Raw genomic sequence first — 20,068 nt, 5'->3', positions numbered from 1 at the left:
TGTATTTGAAGAGCGCGGAGAAAAAGGATTTGCAGCTATCCAATAATTCAAAAATGATTGATAAAAAGAATAACATTGAAAAAGTTGAAGTAGGGCCAAAAAAGGACAAATGGTTAAGAAATATCAAGGAGAGCTGGAGAAATGTTCAGTGCACTTGTGGAAGCAACTTCCATTTTGATGGCAATATAGACAAACTCTTTGAGTGGGAAAACATTCATCTTCGACATCTTGCGTCTGATTCCGACAATCATTCGATAATTTCATTTTATCCTACAGACATGATAATATATTATCATTCTAAATCAGGGTATGTGATAGAAAGAAGAAAACACAAGAGCCATGAAATAAATGAAATTAACCAATCGCTGATGATGGGCAAGGTAACTATGACTGGAGTATAAAAATAAAACAGGATAGAAGAAAGAGTGTCTAATCATAAATAATAACCATATTGTAATTGTTGGTGCAGGTATTCTAGGAACAACTCTAGCATATGTAATTTCTTCCCTATCGAACTCAAAGATAACAATAATTGAGCAGGAAGAAAGTGCAGGATTACATACTAGTTCAAGAAATACTGGCAAGGTCCATGCACCTTTCATCTACAATCCTGAAAAGAAGAAAATTTGGGCCAAAGCTGCATTATATGGCTATGATTTTTGGAAGAGATATTGTCAAGTAAACAAAATTTTATTTGTAGAGGATGGGGTAATTGAAGTAGCAAATGATGATAAATCATTAAGTACACTTTCGCTGCATTTGGAATGGGGAATAAAAAATGGTTTGGATGAAAAGGAAATAGTGATGATGGATGAAAAGGAGATATCAATTATCGAACCGAATCTGAAATGTCAGTCAGCGATCTTATGTCATAAAGATGCATCGGTAAATTATGGTCAAATTACCCATAGATTAGCAACTCAGATAACTAATGAAAATCAGCAAGTAACCTTCATAACGCGATCTAAAGTTCTAAAGATAAAAAAAGGAACTGATACAAGTCCAGAAATTGTCCTAGAATATATCAACCTTTTTGAAAATACAATAAAAGAAATCAAATGTGATTTCCTGATCAATGCCGCTGGAAGCAATTCAATTAGTATTTTAGATATGGCCAAAATAAACCATCAATATAGTGACCTTTTTTTTCGTGGTGAATATTGGTTAGCACCCCCAAAATATAGCACACTCACAAACCATAGCATTTATTCTGTACCTGAATTCCAACAATTTCCATTTCTGGATCCTCACTGGATAATTAGGGCTAACGGAAATAGAGAAGTAGGACCCAATGCTTGTCCGGTTTTTTCACCATATGGTTATAATAAATTCGTTAATACCAAAGAATTTCTACCTAAAATATACAAACTCATGAAGGGAAAAAATAGCAATATAAATAGAACGTTATTTAGTAGAGAAATGCTTAATCTAGTTTACAAAGAAGGATTAAGTAGTATTTCTAAAAAATATATGATAAATAGAGTAAAAAAATTTCTTCCCATTATCGAATATAGGGACTTTAAAATTCGTGGAACCGCTGGAATTCGATCAAACTTGATAGACAAGGATGGTAATTTTCTAATGAATCCAATTTTTATGCTTAGAAATAACATGCTTCATATATTAAATTACAATTCTCCAGGAGCAACAGGTGCATTCCCCATAAGCTATTCAATAATTTTTAAACTTATCGAGCGAGGAATTTTGAAAAATGATCGAGAGGACAACTACAATGATATTGGAGTAGCATGTTTTGACCAGAAACTAATTGAAGCTTGTAAGTATGAAATAGATCTTGATTTTACTTGATCATAAAGTTAATAAATTAAGGATTAAAAGCAGACAACAGTTACTCACATACTTTTCACATACTTTTCACATACTTTTCACATACTTTTCACATACTTTTCACATACTTTTCACATACTTTTGCCATAGACATAATATAGGATACTGTGAAAATAGGTGAGGGGATCATAGTCTAGCTTGGTATGATGCCAGCCTCGGGCGCTGGAGGTCGTCGGTTCGAATCCGGCTGATCCCATTTTAGAATAATAAATCAATGAACATCCTATATATCATAATAAAAGTCTAAAGATATGATAGATTCAAATGGAAACGGATATAAAAATATTACCAATACCATTCAATGATGGCATGAACTTCACATTATTATATTATTGAACAGGAAATGTTCAGAATAATTTAAAACTGGTAATATTTTACTTATAAATTGCTAATTTTATTTGAATATTTAGAAAAATTTTTTACAAAGACAGATTTGCTAGCAAATTTTAAATAGTGTATTCAAGATATTAAAATAAATTATTAATTTGGACGATGTAGAAGACAGTAAAGAAAATAAATCTACTGATGAACTTGCAGACCTCAAGGAAAATCTAATAAAAAATGGTACTAAAACACAACAATCACCCAATTTAGTTCAAGAAGGAATCGTAGCAGGTAAAAGGATTGCAAAGGTTTCTGTCGTAACTTTGTTGGCCATAGGTGTTGTAGAAATAATCACAGGAATTCTTAGTGGTAGTGTAGTTGCTACTGCGGATGGTATAGATTCGATATCTGATGCAGCAATTTCTTTCATAGTGTTATTGGGTCTAAGGATCGCCCATAAACCAGCTGATAAAAAGTTTCATTTTGGGTATCACAAAGTTGAAAGCTTTACAGCATTAGTTGCTGCAATAGGAATGATAGTGATTGGTCTGGTTATACTTTATAATGGCTATCAGGCATTAATTCATCCGCACGAAATAAACAATCCTTATATTGTTATGGCAGTTCTAGCCGGAGCAAGTGCACTATCTCTTCACAGAGCATTTCAAATGCGTATTATAGCTAACAAGTATAACTTGCTCTCACTAAAAACAGATGCCAGAAATTCTATAAAAGATGGATCAGCTTCTGTTATTGGTTTCTTTAGTATACTTGTTGCAACACAATTTGGATTTTTACAAATGGATGGAATAGGAGCAATGATAATTGCTTGCTATATCTTCTCAGTTTCATATATATCTCTTAAAAAATCTTCTTTGATACTCATAGATTCATGGCAAAACCCCAAATTAACAGTAGTAATAAAAAATATAATTTCAGAACAATTTAGCGATGAAAAGATAGTTGTTAGAGACGTACTACTACGCTCTTCTGGCATGATAGATCAAGCAGAGATTCACATAGCAGTTGATGGAAAGGAATCACTAGAAGAAGTCGAAATGTTATCTTTAAAGATACAGTTGGTAATTAGTTCTCAATTTCCGTCTATTGAAAGAGTTCTAGTAATACCACATCCCTATTCTGCTTCTGAGACACGTGTAACTTCAAGAATGGATCGGTTCAGGAATATAAAATTAAAAAGACCTACATATATGAATAGAAATACCAAACAAGATGAAAACACCAAATAAAATATATCTTGTTAGTAATACAACAATCATTTTTATATAAATAAGATTCAATGTGGGGTTTGATTTAAAACCAGAATTCAATTACTAGTGAAATATCCGGTTCGTGATATATAGAAGAAAATAGCAGGAAATATATGTAAAATACTATTAGGTTCAATAATTATATAAAAAGAGTTTATATACTTTTATTAGTAATATAGATTGGATGAATAGTATTATTACTCTAAATAAAATTTTAGTGAGTTCAGCCGTACTAGCAATATCATTCGTACTACTTTTAGGTCCAACTTCAATGACCATGAATGTATTTGCTACAGCCAACTCAGCTAATCAAGGTATAGGCCAATCACAATCCTCAACCCAACTTGGTGTTTGTGTATCAGGTGATGGCACCCTTTTTTCATGTAACAACTTGAATGCACAAAACCAAGCAAACAGTGGAAACAATGCAGCAGCACAAAGTGGTGGCAACAATGATGATGATGACGATGATGATGACAGTGGCAACACAGCTAACCAAGGTATAGGCCAATCACAATCCTCTAACCAAAATGCTCTATGTGTATCCGGTTCTGGTACTTTTGTTTCTTGTAATAATTTGAATGCACAAAACCAAGCAAACAGTGGAAACAATGCATTAGCTCAACAAGGTAGTGGTAGTGGTAGTGGCAGCGGCGGTGGCAATTTAGCTAACCAAGCAATCGGGCAATCACAATCCTCCAACCAAAACAGTGGTGTAGTATCAGGAGGCAACACAACTGGTTCAGGAAATAACGCAAACACACAAAGCCAAACAAACACTGGAAATAATGCAGCAGCACAAAGTGGTGGTAGTGGTAGTGGCAGCGGCGGTGGCAACACAGCTAACCAAGGTATAGGCCAATCACAATCCTCCAACCAAAACAGTGGTGTAGTATCAGGAGGCAACACAACTGGTTCAGGAAATAACGCAAACACACAAAGCCAAACAAACACTGGAAGTAATGCAGTAGGACAACAAGGTGGTAGTGGTAAAGGTGGCGGTAACAGTGCTAACCAAGGTATAGGCCAATCACAATCCTCCAACCAAAACAGTGGTGTAGTATCAGGTGGAAATACCAATAATTCTGGAAATAACGCAAACACACAAAGCCAAACAAACACTGGAAATAATGCAGCAGCACAAAGTGGTGGTAGTGGCAGCGGCGGTGGCAACACAGCTAACCAAGGTATAAGCCAATCACAATCCTCTACCCAAAACAGTGGTGTAGTATCAGGAGGCAATACAGCTGGATCAGGAAATAACGCAAACACACAAAGCCAAAATAATACCGGTAGTAACGCTGTCGGTCAACAATAAACATATTTTTTTCTTTTTTTATCAATTATTTCTAATATTTATTTACTGAGCTTTGGTGACATGATTATTCAAAATTTGTCAAAGATCAATAATCTTCAAGAATCATCTAAAAAATCTAAAAATCAGCTGTATAAATTTAATGGATAGTTAAACAGATGACTAACAGGTTAAGACAACATTTGAAATAATCCAGAAAAACACGAAATTAAATAAACCAGATCAAATTCTAATTCTCAATCCAGTATCACATTTGTTTATTTGTTTATAACTCTAACGTAAAAGTATTGAACATGAAATTGCAGGATACTTTGTGATTATATCAAGATATATCAATATTTAATTTACAATATATGAAGAACATTACAATCATCGAATAAAAGGAAGGTAAATAGGATAGAAACCCGTAGTGAAAAGGACTACGTTTTCTTACGTGAGGCTTTCCCACCTGCCTTTGCTACTCTCGTCCTAGTTTCTTCATTAGCTGCTTGTAATCCTCTTTCATCATGTTGGGCTTTCCCACCTGCCCTTGCTACTCTCGTCCTAGTTTCTTCATTAGCTGATGCTAATCCTCTATTATTACCATTTTTATTATTATTTTGAGGCATAATATCAAGACATGTGAAACATACTATTTAATCTCTATTACCTTTGTCAAGGATAATCAAGTGTTAAGGCATATTGTCAAGGATTCAAGACTGTTATAACCCTGAAAGAACAAATCAAACAAAAATAGGAATTTTCCAAAGACAAGTAATATCTATATCGATTATACACCTTAATTAATTCAAATAGAAATTGAAGCAGTTACATGTATTAAAAAAAATCATAGTAACTTCAGACAATTTTAATTTGTGAAATCCGATATATCTAATAACACGAATTATTACATTATAGAATATTTTGTCATAATAGTATAAATAATCTTTAAGAAAATGGCATTATAAACTGAAGTAAGAGGATACAATAATCTAATTTAATTTTGGAGTAACAGTCCATTAATAATATTTACTATAAATCAAAATCTAGTAATTTCTAAGATATAACTTATTGCCAATTGCTCAATAGTAACACCAAATATCGGATATACAAGAATTAGATTTTGTTGTTCTGTCAATTAAAGAAAGTGGATTTAACTATAAACTATGTAAATTATACAATCAAAGCCGAGTTGTGAAGAACTGATTGGCATTTTAGAAAACATTTAAAACCAGTGCTACAGATTTCATATTGGAAACTCACCAGTAGTTTGTCGCTATCTGAATTCATTTCTCAAAAATTCAGATTCAACGATTAATAGTTTAAATTCATTGAAATTTATGAATTATACATGCCACACAATTGTGAACATATCGATAAATCTAACGAAAAGGAATTGATCCCAAATACCATAGGATGCGAAGAATGTCAAAATGAAGGAACGAATTGGATTGCATTACGAATGTGTCTAACTTGTGGGCATGTTGGTTGTTGTGACTCTTCAATTGGACTTCATGCTAGGAAACACTTTGAGAATCATAAGCATCCAGTCATAGTAGAATTACCAAAAAAATCGTGGAAATGGTGTTACGAACATGAATCATATAGTTAAGTCATAAAAACATGGTTTTATGACATAGATGATCACGTTACATTTTGTCGAGGCATCGATACTACTAACAATAGGTTGAAGAATCGTCCTAGACATCGCATCTATGAAATCGGTTTGACAATAGAGAAAATTAATATCAGTTAAAGTCACAACCACTAATAAGAAAAATTTTTTTTATTTAGCATTTAGGTTATTGTGTAGTTTTGAAACAAGTCCACAGATTTATTGCTAAATTATATGATAAATCTTTTAATAGGTATCAAGAAGAGAGCAAAATAAAACACGAATATAATAATACTTTTATTTGCTTATTCATAGAAATAGCCCGGCCCAGATTCGAACTGGGGTCAAAGGCTCCAAAGGCCTCTATGCTTGGCCACTACACTCGGCACTTGTAATACTACCGGGCTTCCGGGCATTTTTATATTGTAAGTACGGACGTTATTAATTTTACGAATCTATTTTTTATTAATTGTTGATACATATGTTAGGAGTTTTTCAATTGGATCTTCCATTTTATCTAGTATCCTTGCAGCACGATTTTGTATCAAAATACATTTTTGTTCATCGTCTAAGAATGATTTTAATAACTTCTCAATTTGAAGTGGGCTAGAAGCTTGGGTAACTAATCCAATTTTTCTTAAATAATCATCAATATAGAATCGAATAGGGGCTATAGAGATAGTGGGTTTGCCTAGCAGTGCGGACTCTGCAGTCATTGTGCCCCCTGCACCAACGAAAATATCAATATTATTCAGTAGTTTAACCCCATCGACAACCTGTCTCAATACTATGGCTTTATTTCTGAATCTTTTAGACATTTCTGTGATTTGATCGGGATATCTACATAGAATAATGATGTTGTTATTATCAGCAAAATTATTTGCAACATAATCTACTAAATCTAATGGTCGTATCCGCAAATGCTTGTTAGATATATAAGCGGCCTTTGATTCTTCAAGTCTTATCAGAATAGATTTTCTCAAGTGGTCTATCTTTAACTCTTCTAAGAATTCCAAATCTTTATCTACCCACGGTCGTTTCTTGCCTTGCTGCCGGAAGGTGGTTTCATAAAGATCTCGGGTCAACCATGCAACAGGATCTAAGCCTTTATAACGTATGATTTGCTTTGAAGATATACCATATCTTTTCCAAGCGGAAATGGGTATTGCAGTTGGAGTAAATAACTTTGTCAACAAAGGAATAGTTAATCTTGCAACAGCTTCGGCATGTGGTGAATCATTGAAACCGATGTGATTTATTCCCAAACCAAAAGAAACTCTAGAAGCCTCAGGAGATGAAAAACTGATAACTAAATTAGGGGAAAATTTGGAAATTATTTTAGCCAGCTCCATAATTCTCTTTGAACTTTGAAAAAGTTTATCAAAAAGATCTGATCCTCCATGGTTACCAACCATCAGGAGATTCAATTTCATTATTCGGGATAATTCATTGGCTTCTCTATAATTTCGTGATGTACATAAGACTTCATGACCCTGTTTTTGCAACATGATAATCGCTGATTTAAAAAACATTATTTGTTTTGGAGTCAAAATGTCAAACCAAATCTTCACAATTAGAATTATTCTTTAATATTAAAAAATTCTTTCGCTTTAATATCGCTAGTTAGTCGAAATTGTAATAAAAATCAATAAATCCAAAACTAAATAAAGAAATATAAAATTAAGGTATTGGGGGAGTAGAGAATTTCAGACAGGATAGCTAAACCAAATGACAGTATTAGTGAAGAACCTGAAAAGTTATCAGATTATACAGATAATAATAATGATAAAAATATTGAAAATCTTGAAATTGAAATGAGTGATCCTAAGGACAAGCTTATTGTCATTTATGGATTAAGTACGGAGGGATATGAAATTGCAAAAAAGATACTTCGTAAACAATCAAAAGTAATTATTATTGATGAAAATTCTAGGTTGGGAATTATTCTCACTTCAGAAATTGTAAAAGAATATCCGCATATTAACTTCCTAAATGAAGAAGAGTTGCTATTAAATTTAGAACCTTTCGATAAAGCAATTAGTAATGCTCCAATAGTCTTTTTTGCACCTAGAATAAGAAAGGTAAATCAAGATGTAAAAAATGAAATAATTTTAAAATTTAAGGAGATAATCACTTATTTAAAGAAAAATACTGTAATTGTAATTAATATTCCATTAGGAATTGGAGGAAATAATGAAATAATTACACTCATTGAACATCAATCGGGTTTGATAGTTGGAACAGATGTCACTTATTATTACAATCCAATAAATTCAGACAAGACCTCCCAGACAATATTAGGTTCACATCAGCAAGGGAATGGAAATTTATTTTTAAATAGCATTTTTAATTTGATTAATGAAAGCGATCCCATTCAAAATGACGTCAAGTTAACTAGTATAACATTAGCAGAATTAGTCTATTCGATTAATATTATATCCAAGTATTCAAAGTTAAGTTGCATCAATGAAATTTCAAGATTAGGTAAATCAAAAGAAGATAGACGAGAAATCTTTTACAATAATGTAGAGTCAATATATTTTGATGAAATAGCAAATGGCTTGTTCGATCTTCGGATTATTGGCTTATCCATATCTAGCTCTACTGCACTAAGCTATGTGGTAAATGGCACAATAAGGTCGATCGAAGGGTTCATAAAAAGTTTGGTTGATGAAACAAGAAGTCAACTGAAATTCAGAGAGATAAAGGCTAGTAGAACTAAGGTTACTATTTTTTGGACAATTGATAATCATGAAATAAGAGGAGATAAAACAATTATTCGAGAATTGCTGGAATCAAAACTACGAGATTATATTGCAGAAGTAGAAATCGAAGACGTTGAAAATTATATCCCCACTTCTACTAATAACATCATAATTGCCTGTTCTAGTGCAGATCATAAGAAAATAATTGACCGAATGGAAAAGAATATCAATCATCGCCATCCAAACTACAAGTTAATTATAGTAGCGGCAAATTCTACTTTCAACACAATGGAAATGTAGTATCACCTTTATGCTGAAAATCTGAATACAAATAAAGCGTTAATTGTGGACTTTATTATTTGTTCTCCATTTAGGTTCAATATCACGTCGCGCTGTATGAAATCAAGTTTCCTATAGAAAGGATTTAATTTATCACACAAATTTGTCATAAGTATAAAAAACAAAATATAAAGAGATACTAAACATCCCAATTAGTTTTTTTTATATCATATTCGGATCTAGTATATTTTATCCTCGCTGGATGTCCCATCACTACTACATCCGAAGGTATATCTTTAGTTACAACAGAGGCCATTGCAATTACACTATTCTTACCTATTGTTACGCCAGCTTTAATAATGGATCTACCTCCGATGATTGCTCCATCCTCAACGATCACCCCAATCATTCTTTTGCTCATAGGATAAGGATCATTGGTAAAGGTAGTTCCAGGGCCGATGAAAACATTATTCCCAATTTCTGTAAGTGGTGGAATATATACAGAACCTTCTATCCTACAGTTATTTCCAATCTTAACATTGTAATCCACGTGGGTAAGTGAGCCGATCATAACATCATTACCTATAACGGTATTATCCCCAACATACGCAAAATGCCATATTTTAACATTTTCACCAACCGTTGCTTTAGGAGAAATGAAATTTATTACAGAACTTTCTTTTTTTTCAGACATTCTAATTCAATTAGACTTGTATTTCAGTCCATTTATAATTAACTTAAAATACCAATTTGCCTGTCAAATGAGCACTGGAGATGTGTCAGCAAATTAAGCATACAATATAACTCTAAGGCGGCGCAGGACAATTACCCTTAATGAAAATATTATTAGTTGCCGACTTTTTGTCTTTATAAGAGAACACTACAATTCAAGACGCCTTTCAAAAATGTGAATATTATAAGCATATATGTCGATATCTCAGAAAGAAAGGTAAACAGGTGTACCAGTATTGCTTGATATTAAAGCTGCTTCAGCGATTTTTGTTACTGCAGTGGCATCCTCAGGAGTTACTAGGTACTTTGTAATATCCCCAGATAAAGATTTAACAAAGTTTTCTAGTTCCAAGGTTAATGGCTCTCGGATGTTTCTTCTGGGAATAAGTGTTTGATTCTCATCATCTATTCTTATTTCTTGCGTGATAAAGTCGCCCGTGATGGTTCCCTCAGAACACACAGCCGAAAATCTTCTAACTTTTTTTGGAGTAATCCAATTAGATGCAATAATTGCCACTTTCTGATTGGGGAATCCCAACATTATTGTTGCAAAATCTTCAGAATTATGAAACTTCTTACCTGCACGAGCAAAAACGACATTTGGCTTACTATTAAAGATAAACAAAGCAGTATCAATATCATGCACTGAAGTATCATAGATTATACCTACGTCCTTTATATGCATGGGCATTCTATTTTCACGATGAAACTCCATCATTAATAATTCCCCATAAGTGTTGTCATCAATGATTTGCTTGAGATCCTGTACAGCAGGATTAAAACGTTCTATGTACCCCGCAGTTAAAAGTACATTGTTCTGTTTTGATAATTTTGTAAGCTCTTCGCATTCAATTGACGAGAAAGACAATGGTTTTTCTACAAAAACATTTATCCCATGATTAATTATTTCTTGCGCAACCGGAAAGTGTGTTTTGGTCGGGGTACATACTAGACAAGCATCAAGAGAAGTTTCCTTTTCAAGTAATTGTTCAACAGTTGAATAGCTTTTGATCTTAAATTTTTTTGCCAATGCTTGGGCTCTATTCTCATCTGAATCGCATATTGCAGATAATACCCCCAAATCATTTAATACGCGTACGTGGTTCTTTCCCCAGCCACCAGTTCCGATTACGGCGATTTTAATGGATTTATCCAATTTTTTCAACATCTCCTAAATTTATACTATTTCGTCTTGTTTTTAGAATTGTTAACATCGGATTTACCACACTGGAGTAATCCATGTATTGAAATCGGGTATTTGAGATACTACTATTTTTTGGTAGTAGTCAGAGATTTTTTTTGTACGTTCGCCAACTGTTCCGTTTCCAACTTTATGATTATCCACGCTTATTATCGGAGTTATTTCAGCTGCAGTACCAGTAACAAAGATTTCATCGGCAATGTATAATTCTGTGCGAGTAATGGATCGCTCACATACATCATAACCAAGATGCTTTGCTATCGTGATAGCTGTATCCCTAGTTATTCCTTCAAGTACTGAATCAGATAGTGATGGCGTATAAATCATATTATTTCGGACTAGAAAAATATTTTCTCCTGGTGCTTCACTTACATTGCCATAATAATCGAGTAATATTGATTCATCATACCCATTTCTTTTACATTCTTGAGTAGCTAACACAGAATTCATATAATTTCCTCCGGCTTTTGCCATAGGCGGAGTAGAGTTCTCATTTATTCGTCTCCATGAAGATATACATGTTCTTATCCCGCTTTCTGGAAAATATCTGTTAAAAGGGAAAGCAATAATAGCTAGATGGGAAGGAGAGTCTTTAGTAACATTAAGGTCTATTCCTTTATCCCCCACAAATAATAGGGGCCTAATATAACAAGACTTTTTAATATTATTTTTCCTTAATAATTCAACAGTAGAGGTACATATTTCAGAAAGAGTATAATTTGAATTGATAGAATAGACCTCTGCAGACTGAAGTAATCTTTGCATATGTTCTTTAAGTTTAAAAATAAATAGATTTTGATCATTTGAGTATCCTCTAACGCCCTCAAAGACTGACGTTCCGTAGTGTAATGCATGAGTCGTAATTGGAACGGTAACGGAATCCCATGACTTAAATTCGCCGTCAAACCAAATGAAATCAGCATTCTTGGTATTCATAGATTTGCAAGTTTTTTACTTCTATAAAAGTGTTAAATCCATAGTAATTAATTTAAATAAATCCATTTTTTGGGAATTTCATACCTATAACACGTATAGTTTCATCCTTAGTACTGGAAAAATTTTTTATAGTTTCCCAATTGTCTTCTATTACTTGGCCGACCTTAGGGGAAACAAATTCATGCCATTTTAAATCATTATTTTGTGATTTATTCGAGATTGAATTGTCTGTGGATAAAACCGATTTATATAAAAGATTTTTTACATTCGTCGACGAGATAACTTGCCTATTAGCTTTAACTGGATTAAAACCAAAGAGGGATAACAGAACCCGCTCTGCTCTATCTCCGGTGTAGGTTATAAAAGAATTTTCATGAATATTAAAAATTATCTTATTTTTTAATCTTTTAAATGCGGGAGATACGAATGGTGGAAAGTATTGTATGTATGGAGAAAGAAAAGCATAATCTTCAAGAACATGAATGTTTTTATGGTAATTAAAGGATTCCAATATCATTTGTTTTCTAATTTCGTACGAAAATGGAAAACTTCTTGTATTTACTTCTATCCCATCTTTTAGGAACCTTACCGGAAATATATAAACGCTATAATTCTGTAAAAGATTCTGGATAATCGACTCATGTGAAACGGTCAAAGGGTTGATATGTGCTAAAAATATCGCTGCAATTTTTTTTTCCATAGCACAAAGGGAGAAAAAGTAAACTACAGGTATTTAAGAATTTCTTTTTATCTGAATTTCTATTGTCGAAACATTTCTTGTTCTACCATCCTCTGCTTGAACGGTTTCAGATCCTATAACGATATCACCAACAGCATAGCCAGCATTTTCCATTCTCTTTAATATTATTTGTGATACATCCACAGCTCTGCCAATGCTTAAACCACGCGCTTTAATAGTTACAGAAGGTTGATTCGCCAATTGAATAAGTGTTGAAGTTACATAAGCCATCAGTGGTTTTTTCCCGATATATATTGCATCTCTTGTAGGGCTATTTTCTTTGTTTTGTTGATTGGGTTGTGATTGTACTTCTGACATCAATGTAAGTAATTCGAGAGGATAATTTAAATCTAAGATTTTTTAGTAATAGAGAGCATTCGCTTATTAAAACGTTATGAAGATTCATTAATAAATTCTTTTATTTTTGAATTAAGTTTATCTTTTGCAATCGTTAACCTATTAGAACGTTCTTCAAGAATTTTCTCATAATCATTTACTTTCGTAGTTATATCTGAAATCATCTCTTTTTGTTCTTTTTTATTAGGAGAACCCTTAGTAGTGCGATATGCTATTGAATTTTCCGGAGTCAAACTTTGGATTATATTTTGAATTTTTTCTGCGGTTAGATCAGGATTCGAAGAGTTAATCAGTCCTAATGCTTCAGATATATCACTTAATTTTAATAGATTCAGAGGGATATTGCCTTTCTTTACAGCATAATCCACTATAGTGCCGATTAATTTGTGAGACTCTCTAAAAGATATTCCTCCATTTTTGATAAGTTGTTCTGCAATATCTAGGGATATAGCATAGCTTTTAGATGAATCTACATACATTTTGTTTTTATTGATACTCATGGTAGATATCACATCGACCATAATAGATATAGAATCTTCAAGTATTGAAGTAATCTTCCATAACAAAGGTTTTATCTCCTGTAAATCTCGGCTATATCCTGAAGGTAATCCTTTCATGATTGTAGAAATTGATACAAGAATGCCCTGAATAACACCAGTCTTTCCACGAATTAGTTCCAAGGGATCAGGATTCTTTTTTTGTGGCATCACAGAAGAGGATGAGCTAAATTGATCATTCAATAAAACAAAACCAAATTCAGATGTAGACCAAATAATAAAATCTTCTGCAATTTTGCACAGGTTTAACATACAAATAAGAGAAGCAGAAGCAAATTCTAACAAAGAATCTCTCGAACTCGTCGCATCTATACTATTATAAATAATATCTGAAAAACCTAACATAGATGACACCTTTTCACGATTTATGTTCATACTGCTTCCTCCGATAGCACAAGCTCCAAGGGGAGAACAATTAATCCTTTTGTATGATTCAGTAAATCTTTCAAAGTCTCGGGTTAAAGAAAAGCAATATGATAATAAATAATGAGAAAAAACACCCAATTGAGCCTGTTGCAAATGAGTGTACATAGGCATTATGGAATCAACATTATTGTTTGCCTGCAATAATAATGATTTTATTAATAATATTATATTAGCACTAATTCGATTTAAATCGTCTCGAAGTTTCATTCTAATATCTAATATTACTTGATCATTTCTCGATCTTGCGGTATGCATTTTCCCACCCGAATTGATATCGGTAATTCTTATAATAGCAGATTCTACCAATTCATGGATATCTTCAGAAGCGCTATCACCATATCTGTTTAATAAATCCGAATGGATCAGTAATTGATTCATACCTTTTAGAATGGCGATCAGTTCTTTTTTAGCCAAGATACCAACTTCATACAACATTATTACATGAGCTTGACTTCCAAGGATATCGTAATAAAATAACTCAGCATCTTCGTCTAATGAGGACAGGAATGAGAGAGCTTTGTTATCCAAATTTCCGCTGGGCCTGGACCTATACATTAAAAAATTTTAATTTGATCGGATATTTTAACATAATAAAATAGAGGAGGTTAAAAATATTGGATTTAGTAAATAATTAATAAATAGGAAAGATGACAATATATGTTATCATGTCTCAAGATCTACAACTAACTAGACGTCTAATATTTGATGAACTTACAAAAATAGTTGACCCTGAAATAGGAGTTTCGATCATGGAATTAGAATTAATTGACAAGGTAGACATCGATAAAGGAAAAGTCGATGTCGATTTACATCTTACAAGCCCCTTCTGTCCAGCAGTATTTGGATTTAAAATAGCACAAGATGTAAGAGACAATATTTTCAAAGTTGGAGGCATCAAGGATGTAAAAGTAAATGTAAGTAACCACTTCATGGCAGAAGCGATAAACAAGCAGGTAAATGAAAGTAAAAAACCTTCAGAACAACAAAAAGAGAAAGAGTGAATACTAGCTTATTGTCGAGCAGTCGCTGATTTTTTTGCTATTCCTCTTTTGACCTTAGGGTCGCGATTTTTTTATCATTTTTTGTAATTCCGATCAGATGACCTTTAAGAAGCTGAATTCCTAAGGCTGGGTCAACTCCTTTAGGGCATACATTACTGCAAGATCCCGCAAAATGGCATCTCCAAATTCCGTGTCTATCATCAATTATATTGAATCTAGTTGATTCTCCAGAATCTCTATTGTCTGCTGTATATCGATATGCCTGAGACAAAGCTTGAGGTCCTGGAAACTTTGTATCCGTTGCTACTGTGGGACATGCAGAATAACATAAACCGCATTTAATACAATAAGAAAATTGCAAATACTTGTCTACATCTTCTGGAGTTTGTTTAAATTCAACCAAGTCATCTTTTTTTATAACATCAATTGGCACCTTTTCATTGTGTATATACGGTTCTATCTTTTTATGATGAGCGAAGAATTCCGTAAAATCTGTGACCAAGTCTCTTATCCTTGGGAAATTAGGTAGGGGCTCACAAACTATTGTTTGGTCATTTAGTTCAGATATTTTTGTATAACATGCTAATCGGGGTTTGCCATTTATTTTCATGCCGCATGAACCGCAAGAAGCCATTCTACATGAATATCTAATACCCAAACTACTGTCAGAATAAGATTTGGCATCTAACAATGCATCCAAAACGGTAGTCCATCGTTTAACGGACACATCAAATTCGTCATAATGCGGAGACTCTTCTATATTATAATTAGTTCTATATACTTTTAATTTTATATTATTAGTTTCTTCACTCATGTCTATCCACACATATTTTCTATTTCATGTTCAAGTTTAGCAATCAGAATTGGTATAAAAAATGACCAGAGTATAAAATTTTGTTGATACATATTATAATTGACTCCCAATGATAATCGTTCTTGTACCATATGCTATAACACCAATCATTGCGGCCAACACCAATATAGTTATTGTGGACTCCCACCATTGATTTTGTTTAAGTTCTAATAAAATAATTCTCAACCCATTGAATCCATGAATGGAGATAAAAACAAGGATTAATTCCAATAGTATGACATAGTATATGTTATGATAATTAGCTACTACGTTATGATATTCTAAACTTTGGCCAAATGGCATAATGAGTCTAAATAATATATGAATGGCTACAAAGAATACGGCACATATTCCAGTCAGATAATGAATTTTCATTATCTGACTTTCACGTAATTTTAATAATGGCATTCTAGATTCCAAACTCCATAAAATATTTCAAAATGCTAAAGGTATTTGTTGTGTCCAATCTTAGTTCACATCTCCAAACATAACCATACCGCCATACAACATGGCAATAGTTGCTAGTAATAGGGCAACCCATATACCTGATTTTTGCTTATAATTCAAAGAAGTTGCATCATAAGGATAGTCCGGTCGTCCTGGTCTACCAATGCCTATTCCCGACTCGGTAAAAATAAGTCGTAATCCATTAACTGTATGAAAAGTGCTTGCACCTATAACCAACAATAGAAATATGTGGCCTCCTGTTGTCTGAGTTAACTCCAGCATACTATTCCAAGCATTAATCCCATTTACTAGTGAGCTGGTTTCATATATATGCCCAATAAAATAAATTAATAGACCGACTCCGGTTAAACGTTGCAGCCAATAAGATACTCTTTCCCAACCATATCTAGTAGGGTTCAACCAGCCCATTAATCCTTCACGTCCAGATTTGAGCCGAATGTCGCGACCTGTACTAGAATTATTGTCACTATTAGGTTTTATACCCATCTAGTATTTTCTCTCCACTGGTGCATATCGAGTAAATATAACCGGATGCCATTCCATCCGAGGTTCCCTGTCACCATTATAATATGCTAGAGTATGTTTTAAAAAGTTATTATCATCGCGATTGGGATAATCAATTCTTGCATGAGCTCCTCTAGATTCACGTCTATTTATTGCACCCATCAATACTATTTCGGCAACTCGCATCATGGAATCAATCTCCATTACATTAATGAAATTTGTGTTGTATTCTTTTGCTTGATCATCAACATGTTTCCAACTTAATGATTTAAGACTACGAATTCTTTTCAATCCCTCTATAAGATCACTTTCATTTCTGTAGACATAAGATCTTTCATCCATAGTGTCTGTCAGATTCTTTCTAATTTCATAAGGATTTGCATCTCCACGACCTCTAAATATCCCATCATAGATTCTCTTTTCTTCTATTAAAAATTGATGATTATCAGTACTTGGAATGGTATTCTTTTTACTTAAAGCATGATTGGCAGCCAATTCTCCAGTAATAGCACCCCATACCAAGCATTCAGATGTAGAATTTGCTCCCAATCGATTTGCTCCATGAGTACTATTACATGAAGCTTCACCGGCTACCCATAGTCCATTAAATTCAGTAGCACCATCCACATTAGAATGAATACCTCCCATCATATAATGACATACAGGTCTCACTTCGATAGGTTCATCAATTACATCTATTCCAGAAAATTTAATACCAATTTCCCTGATTCCTGCAAGTTTTTCTTTAATTCTTTCTGCACCGAGATGGGTTAGATCTAATTTAAGACAATCGGCACCTGTAATATGCTTAAATCCTCTCCCTGCCTGAATTTCAGTAATCATAGAACGAGACACCACATCCCTTGGAGCAAGTTCCAATTTTTCGCCTGCATAATTTTTCATAAACCGTTCACCTTTAGAATTAATCAAATAGCCCCCCTCTCCCCGTGCACCTTCGGTAATCAAGATTCCGGATGGCAAAATACCCGTAGGATGGAATTGAACAAATTCCATATCCTTTAAAGCCATACCAGCACGGTATGCCATATCTAAACCGTCGGGAGTAGAAGAATAAGCATAAGTAGAGAAGCTATAAATTCTGCCTGCGCCTCCGGTGCAAATTATGCCTGATGGGGCAACGACCTTAATAAAATTGCCATTTTTCATCTCTATGCAAGTAAATCCTTGAAATGTATTACCTTCATGAAGGATGGAAGTACAAAACCATTCATTAAAGAAAAAAATATTATCATATTTAAGACATGTATCATAGAGCGTTTGCATCTCATAAAATCCCACTTTATCCTGAGCATAAGTAGCTCTAGGAAAAGAATAGCCACCAAATTTCCGTTGATCGATTCTTCCATTATTCCGTCTCGACCATGGCATTCCCCATCTATCAAGCTGTATAATTTCGGATGGAATCCAATTTACAAGTCTTTCTGCAACATCTTGATCTGCTAAAAAGTCACTACCTTTAATAGTATCATATATATGCGATTCTATATTATCGCCTTCATTTTCATATAATACAGCAGCTGTGCCTCCTTCAGCAGAGACAGAGTGAGAACGCATTACCTGAACTTTTGACAGAACAGCAATTTTTAGATTCTTGTTTTTCGATGCTGCAGTAATGGCGGCCCTTAGTCCTGCCAAGCCGGACCCTACTATAAGTATATCGTAAGAAAGAGTTTCCGTCAAATACTTTATCTCATGATATCTAAATTAAGTCAATAATAAATTCTTTCTAATAATTAATCACAAGTTCTCAAGGTATCTGTTATTTATCATCAATACGTGATACGACTTTATAAATATGAAATTTAAGAATAGAATGCAAAGTAATTATGCTGATAGATTCTATTTATTGAGATTGGGTTTTTTGTAGTACACTTTCCAATCCCTTTTCACCTACTGCGCCCACTGCTCTATCTACTGCATTACCACGTACAAACATTACAAACGTGGGTATTGCATACACTTCTAGGCGCATTGCTATTGATTGATTGTCATCTACGTTTAATCTACCGAATTTGACTTTGTCCATGTATTTTTTGGAAAGTTTATCAAATATTGGGAGCATAAATTGGCAAGGGCCACACCAAGTTGCCCAAAAATCGACCAAGACGATCTCGTTATCAGATATAAAGCGTTCAAAATTATTCTCAGATAATTCTACTATTGTATTAGTGGAGGATGAGGATGAGGAGGTAGATCCTGATTCGTTAGTCATTTTTACGGATAATCTATATTAATATTTGATATATAAGACTTTATGATCACACGTGTCCTATTAAGAGAAAAAATTTATGACATTCCTAAGGAAATATGAACCAGTATATAAAAAAAGATAAACATGAATGAGCCATATTAATTTTATTATATACTTTTATATTCTCAAAAATTTATTTAACAGAATAATCTAATCTTCTTATGAATTGGAATTATAAGAACAGACTGGATGTATTTGTTATGTTAAAAGCTATAAATCTACTATATATTCAATTATGATTTCGTTTGTATCTTTATAATCGAGTATTTTCATTTCATGATAGGTTATCCCCTTGATCTCTACTTTAAGTTCATGTTTATTAGGATCTACAAGTTCACCCTCGCCATAGCCAGTAATAATGTATTTATCAGAAGGTTTATCAAAGGTAATTTCAATATTAAACTTTGAAAAGACCAATTTATCAATGAGCATCATCAACAAGATTTTATCAAGCCATTCAAACAATAGATTCTCTAGATCTCTACCTTCTGCAAAAATAGGAATACGCTGCTTTTTCTCTATGTTTTCTATATCATACATGATATTAACCAATCCCATTGCCGAAAATTCAAAAGCTTCCTTCATGGTTTGACCCCTGATTCGTAAGTATGCATCAGTCATATGGTCAAGATACTCAATATTATCTAGAAACATATAGTTGTATTAAGCTAATTGATATTATAATG

The 20,068-nt window shown here is 33.3% G+C and carries 21 protein-coding genes and 2 tRNA genes; 8 read left to right on the top strand and 15 right to left on the bottom strand.

The genetic code is table 11. The features are described from left to right. Window positions 1–5: 5 nt before the first annotated feature. From AB0A59_RS01170 to AB0A59_RS01150, 5 genes are all read left to right on the top strand, one after another. Complete coding sequence (locus AB0A59_RS01170; RefSeq protein ID WP_458745730.1) at window positions 6–401, top strand: hypothetical protein; 396 nt, start codon at window positions 6–8, stop codon at window positions 399–401. Window positions 402–432: 31 nt separating this feature from the next. Continuing rightward, window positions 433–1,809: an NAD(P)/FAD-dependent oxidoreductase gene (locus AB0A59_RS01165; RefSeq protein WP_458747534.1), complete on the top strand. Its 1,377-nt coding sequence runs from the start codon at window positions 433–435 to the stop codon at window positions 1,807–1,809. Between the two features lie 161 nt (window positions 1,810–1,970). Beyond that, a tRNA-Pro gene (locus tag AB0A59_RS01160) sits at window positions 1,971–2,044 on the top strand. Between the two features lie 289 nt (window positions 2,045–2,333). Then, window positions 2,334–3,422 carry a cation diffusion facilitator family transporter gene (locus tag AB0A59_RS01155; RefSeq protein WP_458745728.1) on the top strand — a complete coding sequence of 363 codons (1,089 nt, stop codon included), beginning with the start codon at window positions 2,334–2,336 and terminating at the stop codon, window positions 3,420–3,422. 205 nt (window positions 3,423–3,627) lie between these two features. Then, window positions 3,628–4,761, top strand: a complete 1,134-nt coding sequence (locus AB0A59_RS01150; RefSeq protein ID WP_458745727.1) for a hypothetical protein — start codon at window positions 3,628–3,630, stop codon at window positions 4,759–4,761. A 416-nt stretch (window positions 4,762–5,177) separates the two neighbouring features. On the opposite strand, the gene AB0A59_RS01145 is transcribed toward AB0A59_RS01150, so the two are convergent. Then, a complete protein-coding gene (locus AB0A59_RS01145) occupies window positions 5,178–5,366 on the bottom strand; it encodes a KGG domain-containing protein (protein ID WP_458745725.1) in 189 nt (62 codons plus the stop codon). Window positions 5,367–6,088: 722 nt separating this feature from the next. On the opposite strand from AB0A59_RS01145, the gene AB0A59_RS01140 reads away from it, so the two are divergent. Then, window positions 6,089–6,349, top strand: coding sequence for a UBP-type zinc finger domain-containing protein (locus AB0A59_RS01140; RefSeq protein WP_458745724.1), 261 nt, complete (start codon window positions 6,089–6,091; stop codon window positions 6,347–6,349). A gap of 321 nt (window positions 6,350–6,670) precedes the next feature. Here AB0A59_RS01140 and AB0A59_RS01135 read toward each other — a convergent pair. Both AB0A59_RS01135 and AB0A59_RS01130 read right to left on the bottom strand, forming a co-directional pair. Further along, window positions 6,671–6,759 (bottom strand) — tRNA-Gln (locus AB0A59_RS01135). Between the two features lie 48 nt (window positions 6,760–6,807). Beyond that, on the bottom strand, window positions 6,808–7,923 hold the full coding sequence (locus AB0A59_RS01130) for a DUF354 domain-containing protein (protein ID WP_458745722.1): 1,116 nt from the start codon (window positions 7,921–7,923) through the stop codon (window positions 6,808–6,810). Between the two features lie 243 nt (window positions 7,924–8,166). On the opposite strand from AB0A59_RS01130, the gene AB0A59_RS01125 reads away from it, so the two are divergent. Beyond that, window positions 8,167–9,357 (top strand): hypothetical protein, encoded by a 1,191-nt coding sequence (locus AB0A59_RS01125; protein ID WP_458745720.1) that lies wholly within the window; start codon window positions 8,167–8,169, stop codon window positions 9,355–9,357. A 178-nt stretch (window positions 9,358–9,535) separates the two neighbouring features. On the opposite strand, the gene AB0A59_RS01120 is transcribed toward AB0A59_RS01125, so the two are convergent. The 6 genes from AB0A59_RS01120 to argH form a co-directional block, all read right to left on the bottom strand. After that, window positions 9,536–10,030: an acyltransferase gene (locus tag AB0A59_RS01120; RefSeq protein ID WP_458745719.1), complete on the bottom strand. Its 495-nt coding sequence runs from the start codon at window positions 10,028–10,030 to the stop codon at window positions 9,536–9,538. Window positions 10,031–10,273: 243 nt separating this feature from the next. Continuing rightward, the gene (locus AB0A59_RS01115) at window positions 10,274–11,224 is read right to left on the bottom strand and encodes a Gfo/Idh/MocA family protein (protein ID WP_458745717.1); all 951 of its coding nucleotides are present in this window, start codon (window positions 11,222–11,224) and stop codon (window positions 10,274–10,276) included. Window positions 11,225–11,287: 63 nt separating this feature from the next. Further along, a complete protein-coding gene (locus AB0A59_RS01110) occupies window positions 11,288–12,205 on the bottom strand; it encodes a branched-chain amino acid transaminase (protein ID WP_458745715.1) in 918 nt (305 codons plus the stop codon). Between the two features lie 52 nt (window positions 12,206–12,257). Beyond that, entirely contained in the window at window positions 12,258–12,905 is a 648-nt protein-coding gene (locus AB0A59_RS01105; protein WP_458745713.1) for a hypothetical protein, read from the bottom strand. Between the two features lie 33 nt (window positions 12,906–12,938). Further along, complete coding sequence (locus AB0A59_RS01100; protein ID WP_458745712.1) at window positions 12,939–13,262, bottom strand: DNA-binding protein; 324 nt, start codon at window positions 13,260–13,262, stop codon at window positions 12,939–12,941. 74 nt (window positions 13,263–13,336) lie between these two features. After that, window positions 13,337–14,839 (bottom strand): argininosuccinate lyase, encoded by a 1,503-nt coding sequence (gene argH, locus AB0A59_RS01095; protein ID WP_458745710.1) that lies wholly within the window; start codon window positions 14,837–14,839, stop codon window positions 13,337–13,339. 110 nt (window positions 14,840–14,949) lie between these two features. Here argH and AB0A59_RS01090 point away from each other — a divergent pair, with 110 nt between their 5' ends. Then, window positions 14,950–15,285 carry a metal-sulfur cluster assembly factor gene (locus tag AB0A59_RS01090; protein ID WP_458745709.1) on the top strand — a complete coding sequence of 112 codons (336 nt, stop codon included), beginning with the start codon at window positions 14,950–14,952 and terminating at the stop codon, window positions 15,283–15,285. 37 nt (window positions 15,286–15,322) lie between these two features. On the opposite strand, the gene AB0A59_RS01085 is transcribed toward AB0A59_RS01090, so the two are convergent. From AB0A59_RS01085 to AB0A59_RS01060, 6 genes are all read right to left on the bottom strand, one after another. After that, window positions 15,323–16,099, bottom strand: a complete 777-nt coding sequence (locus AB0A59_RS01085) for a succinate dehydrogenase/fumarate reductase iron-sulfur subunit (protein ID WP_458745708.1) — start codon at window positions 16,097–16,099, stop codon at window positions 15,323–15,325. A 93-nt stretch (window positions 16,100–16,192) separates the two neighbouring features. Continuing rightward, window positions 16,193–16,546 (bottom strand): succinate dehydrogenase/fumarate reductase transmembrane subunit, encoded by a 354-nt coding sequence (locus AB0A59_RS01080; protein ID WP_458745707.1) that lies wholly within the window; start codon window positions 16,544–16,546, stop codon window positions 16,193–16,195. A gap of 60 nt (window positions 16,547–16,606) precedes the next feature. After that, window positions 16,607–17,014, bottom strand: coding sequence for a succinate dehydrogenase/fumarate reductase transmembrane subunit (locus tag AB0A59_RS01075; RefSeq protein WP_458747533.1), 408 nt, complete (start codon window positions 17,012–17,014; stop codon window positions 16,607–16,609). 78 nt (window positions 17,015–17,092) lie between these two features. Then, window positions 17,093–18,811 carry an FAD-binding protein gene (locus tag AB0A59_RS01070; RefSeq protein ID WP_458745705.1) on the bottom strand — a complete coding sequence of 573 codons (1,719 nt, stop codon included), beginning with the start codon at window positions 18,809–18,811 and terminating at the stop codon, window positions 17,093–17,095. A gap of 163 nt (window positions 18,812–18,974) precedes the next feature. Then, window positions 18,975–19,343, bottom strand: a complete 369-nt coding sequence (trxA, locus tag AB0A59_RS01065) for a thioredoxin (protein ID WP_458745703.1) — start codon at window positions 19,341–19,343, stop codon at window positions 18,975–18,977. 249 nt (window positions 19,344–19,592) lie between these two features. Next, window positions 19,593–20,036 (bottom strand): archease, encoded by a 444-nt coding sequence (locus tag AB0A59_RS01060; protein WP_458745701.1) that lies wholly within the window; start codon window positions 20,034–20,036, stop codon window positions 19,593–19,595. Window positions 20,037–20,068 lie beyond the last annotated feature (32 nt).

It is taken from the genome of Candidatus Nitrosocosmicus sp. T, from assembly GCF_054408485.1.
This window is presented reverse-complemented; position numbering and strand designations above follow the sequence as displayed.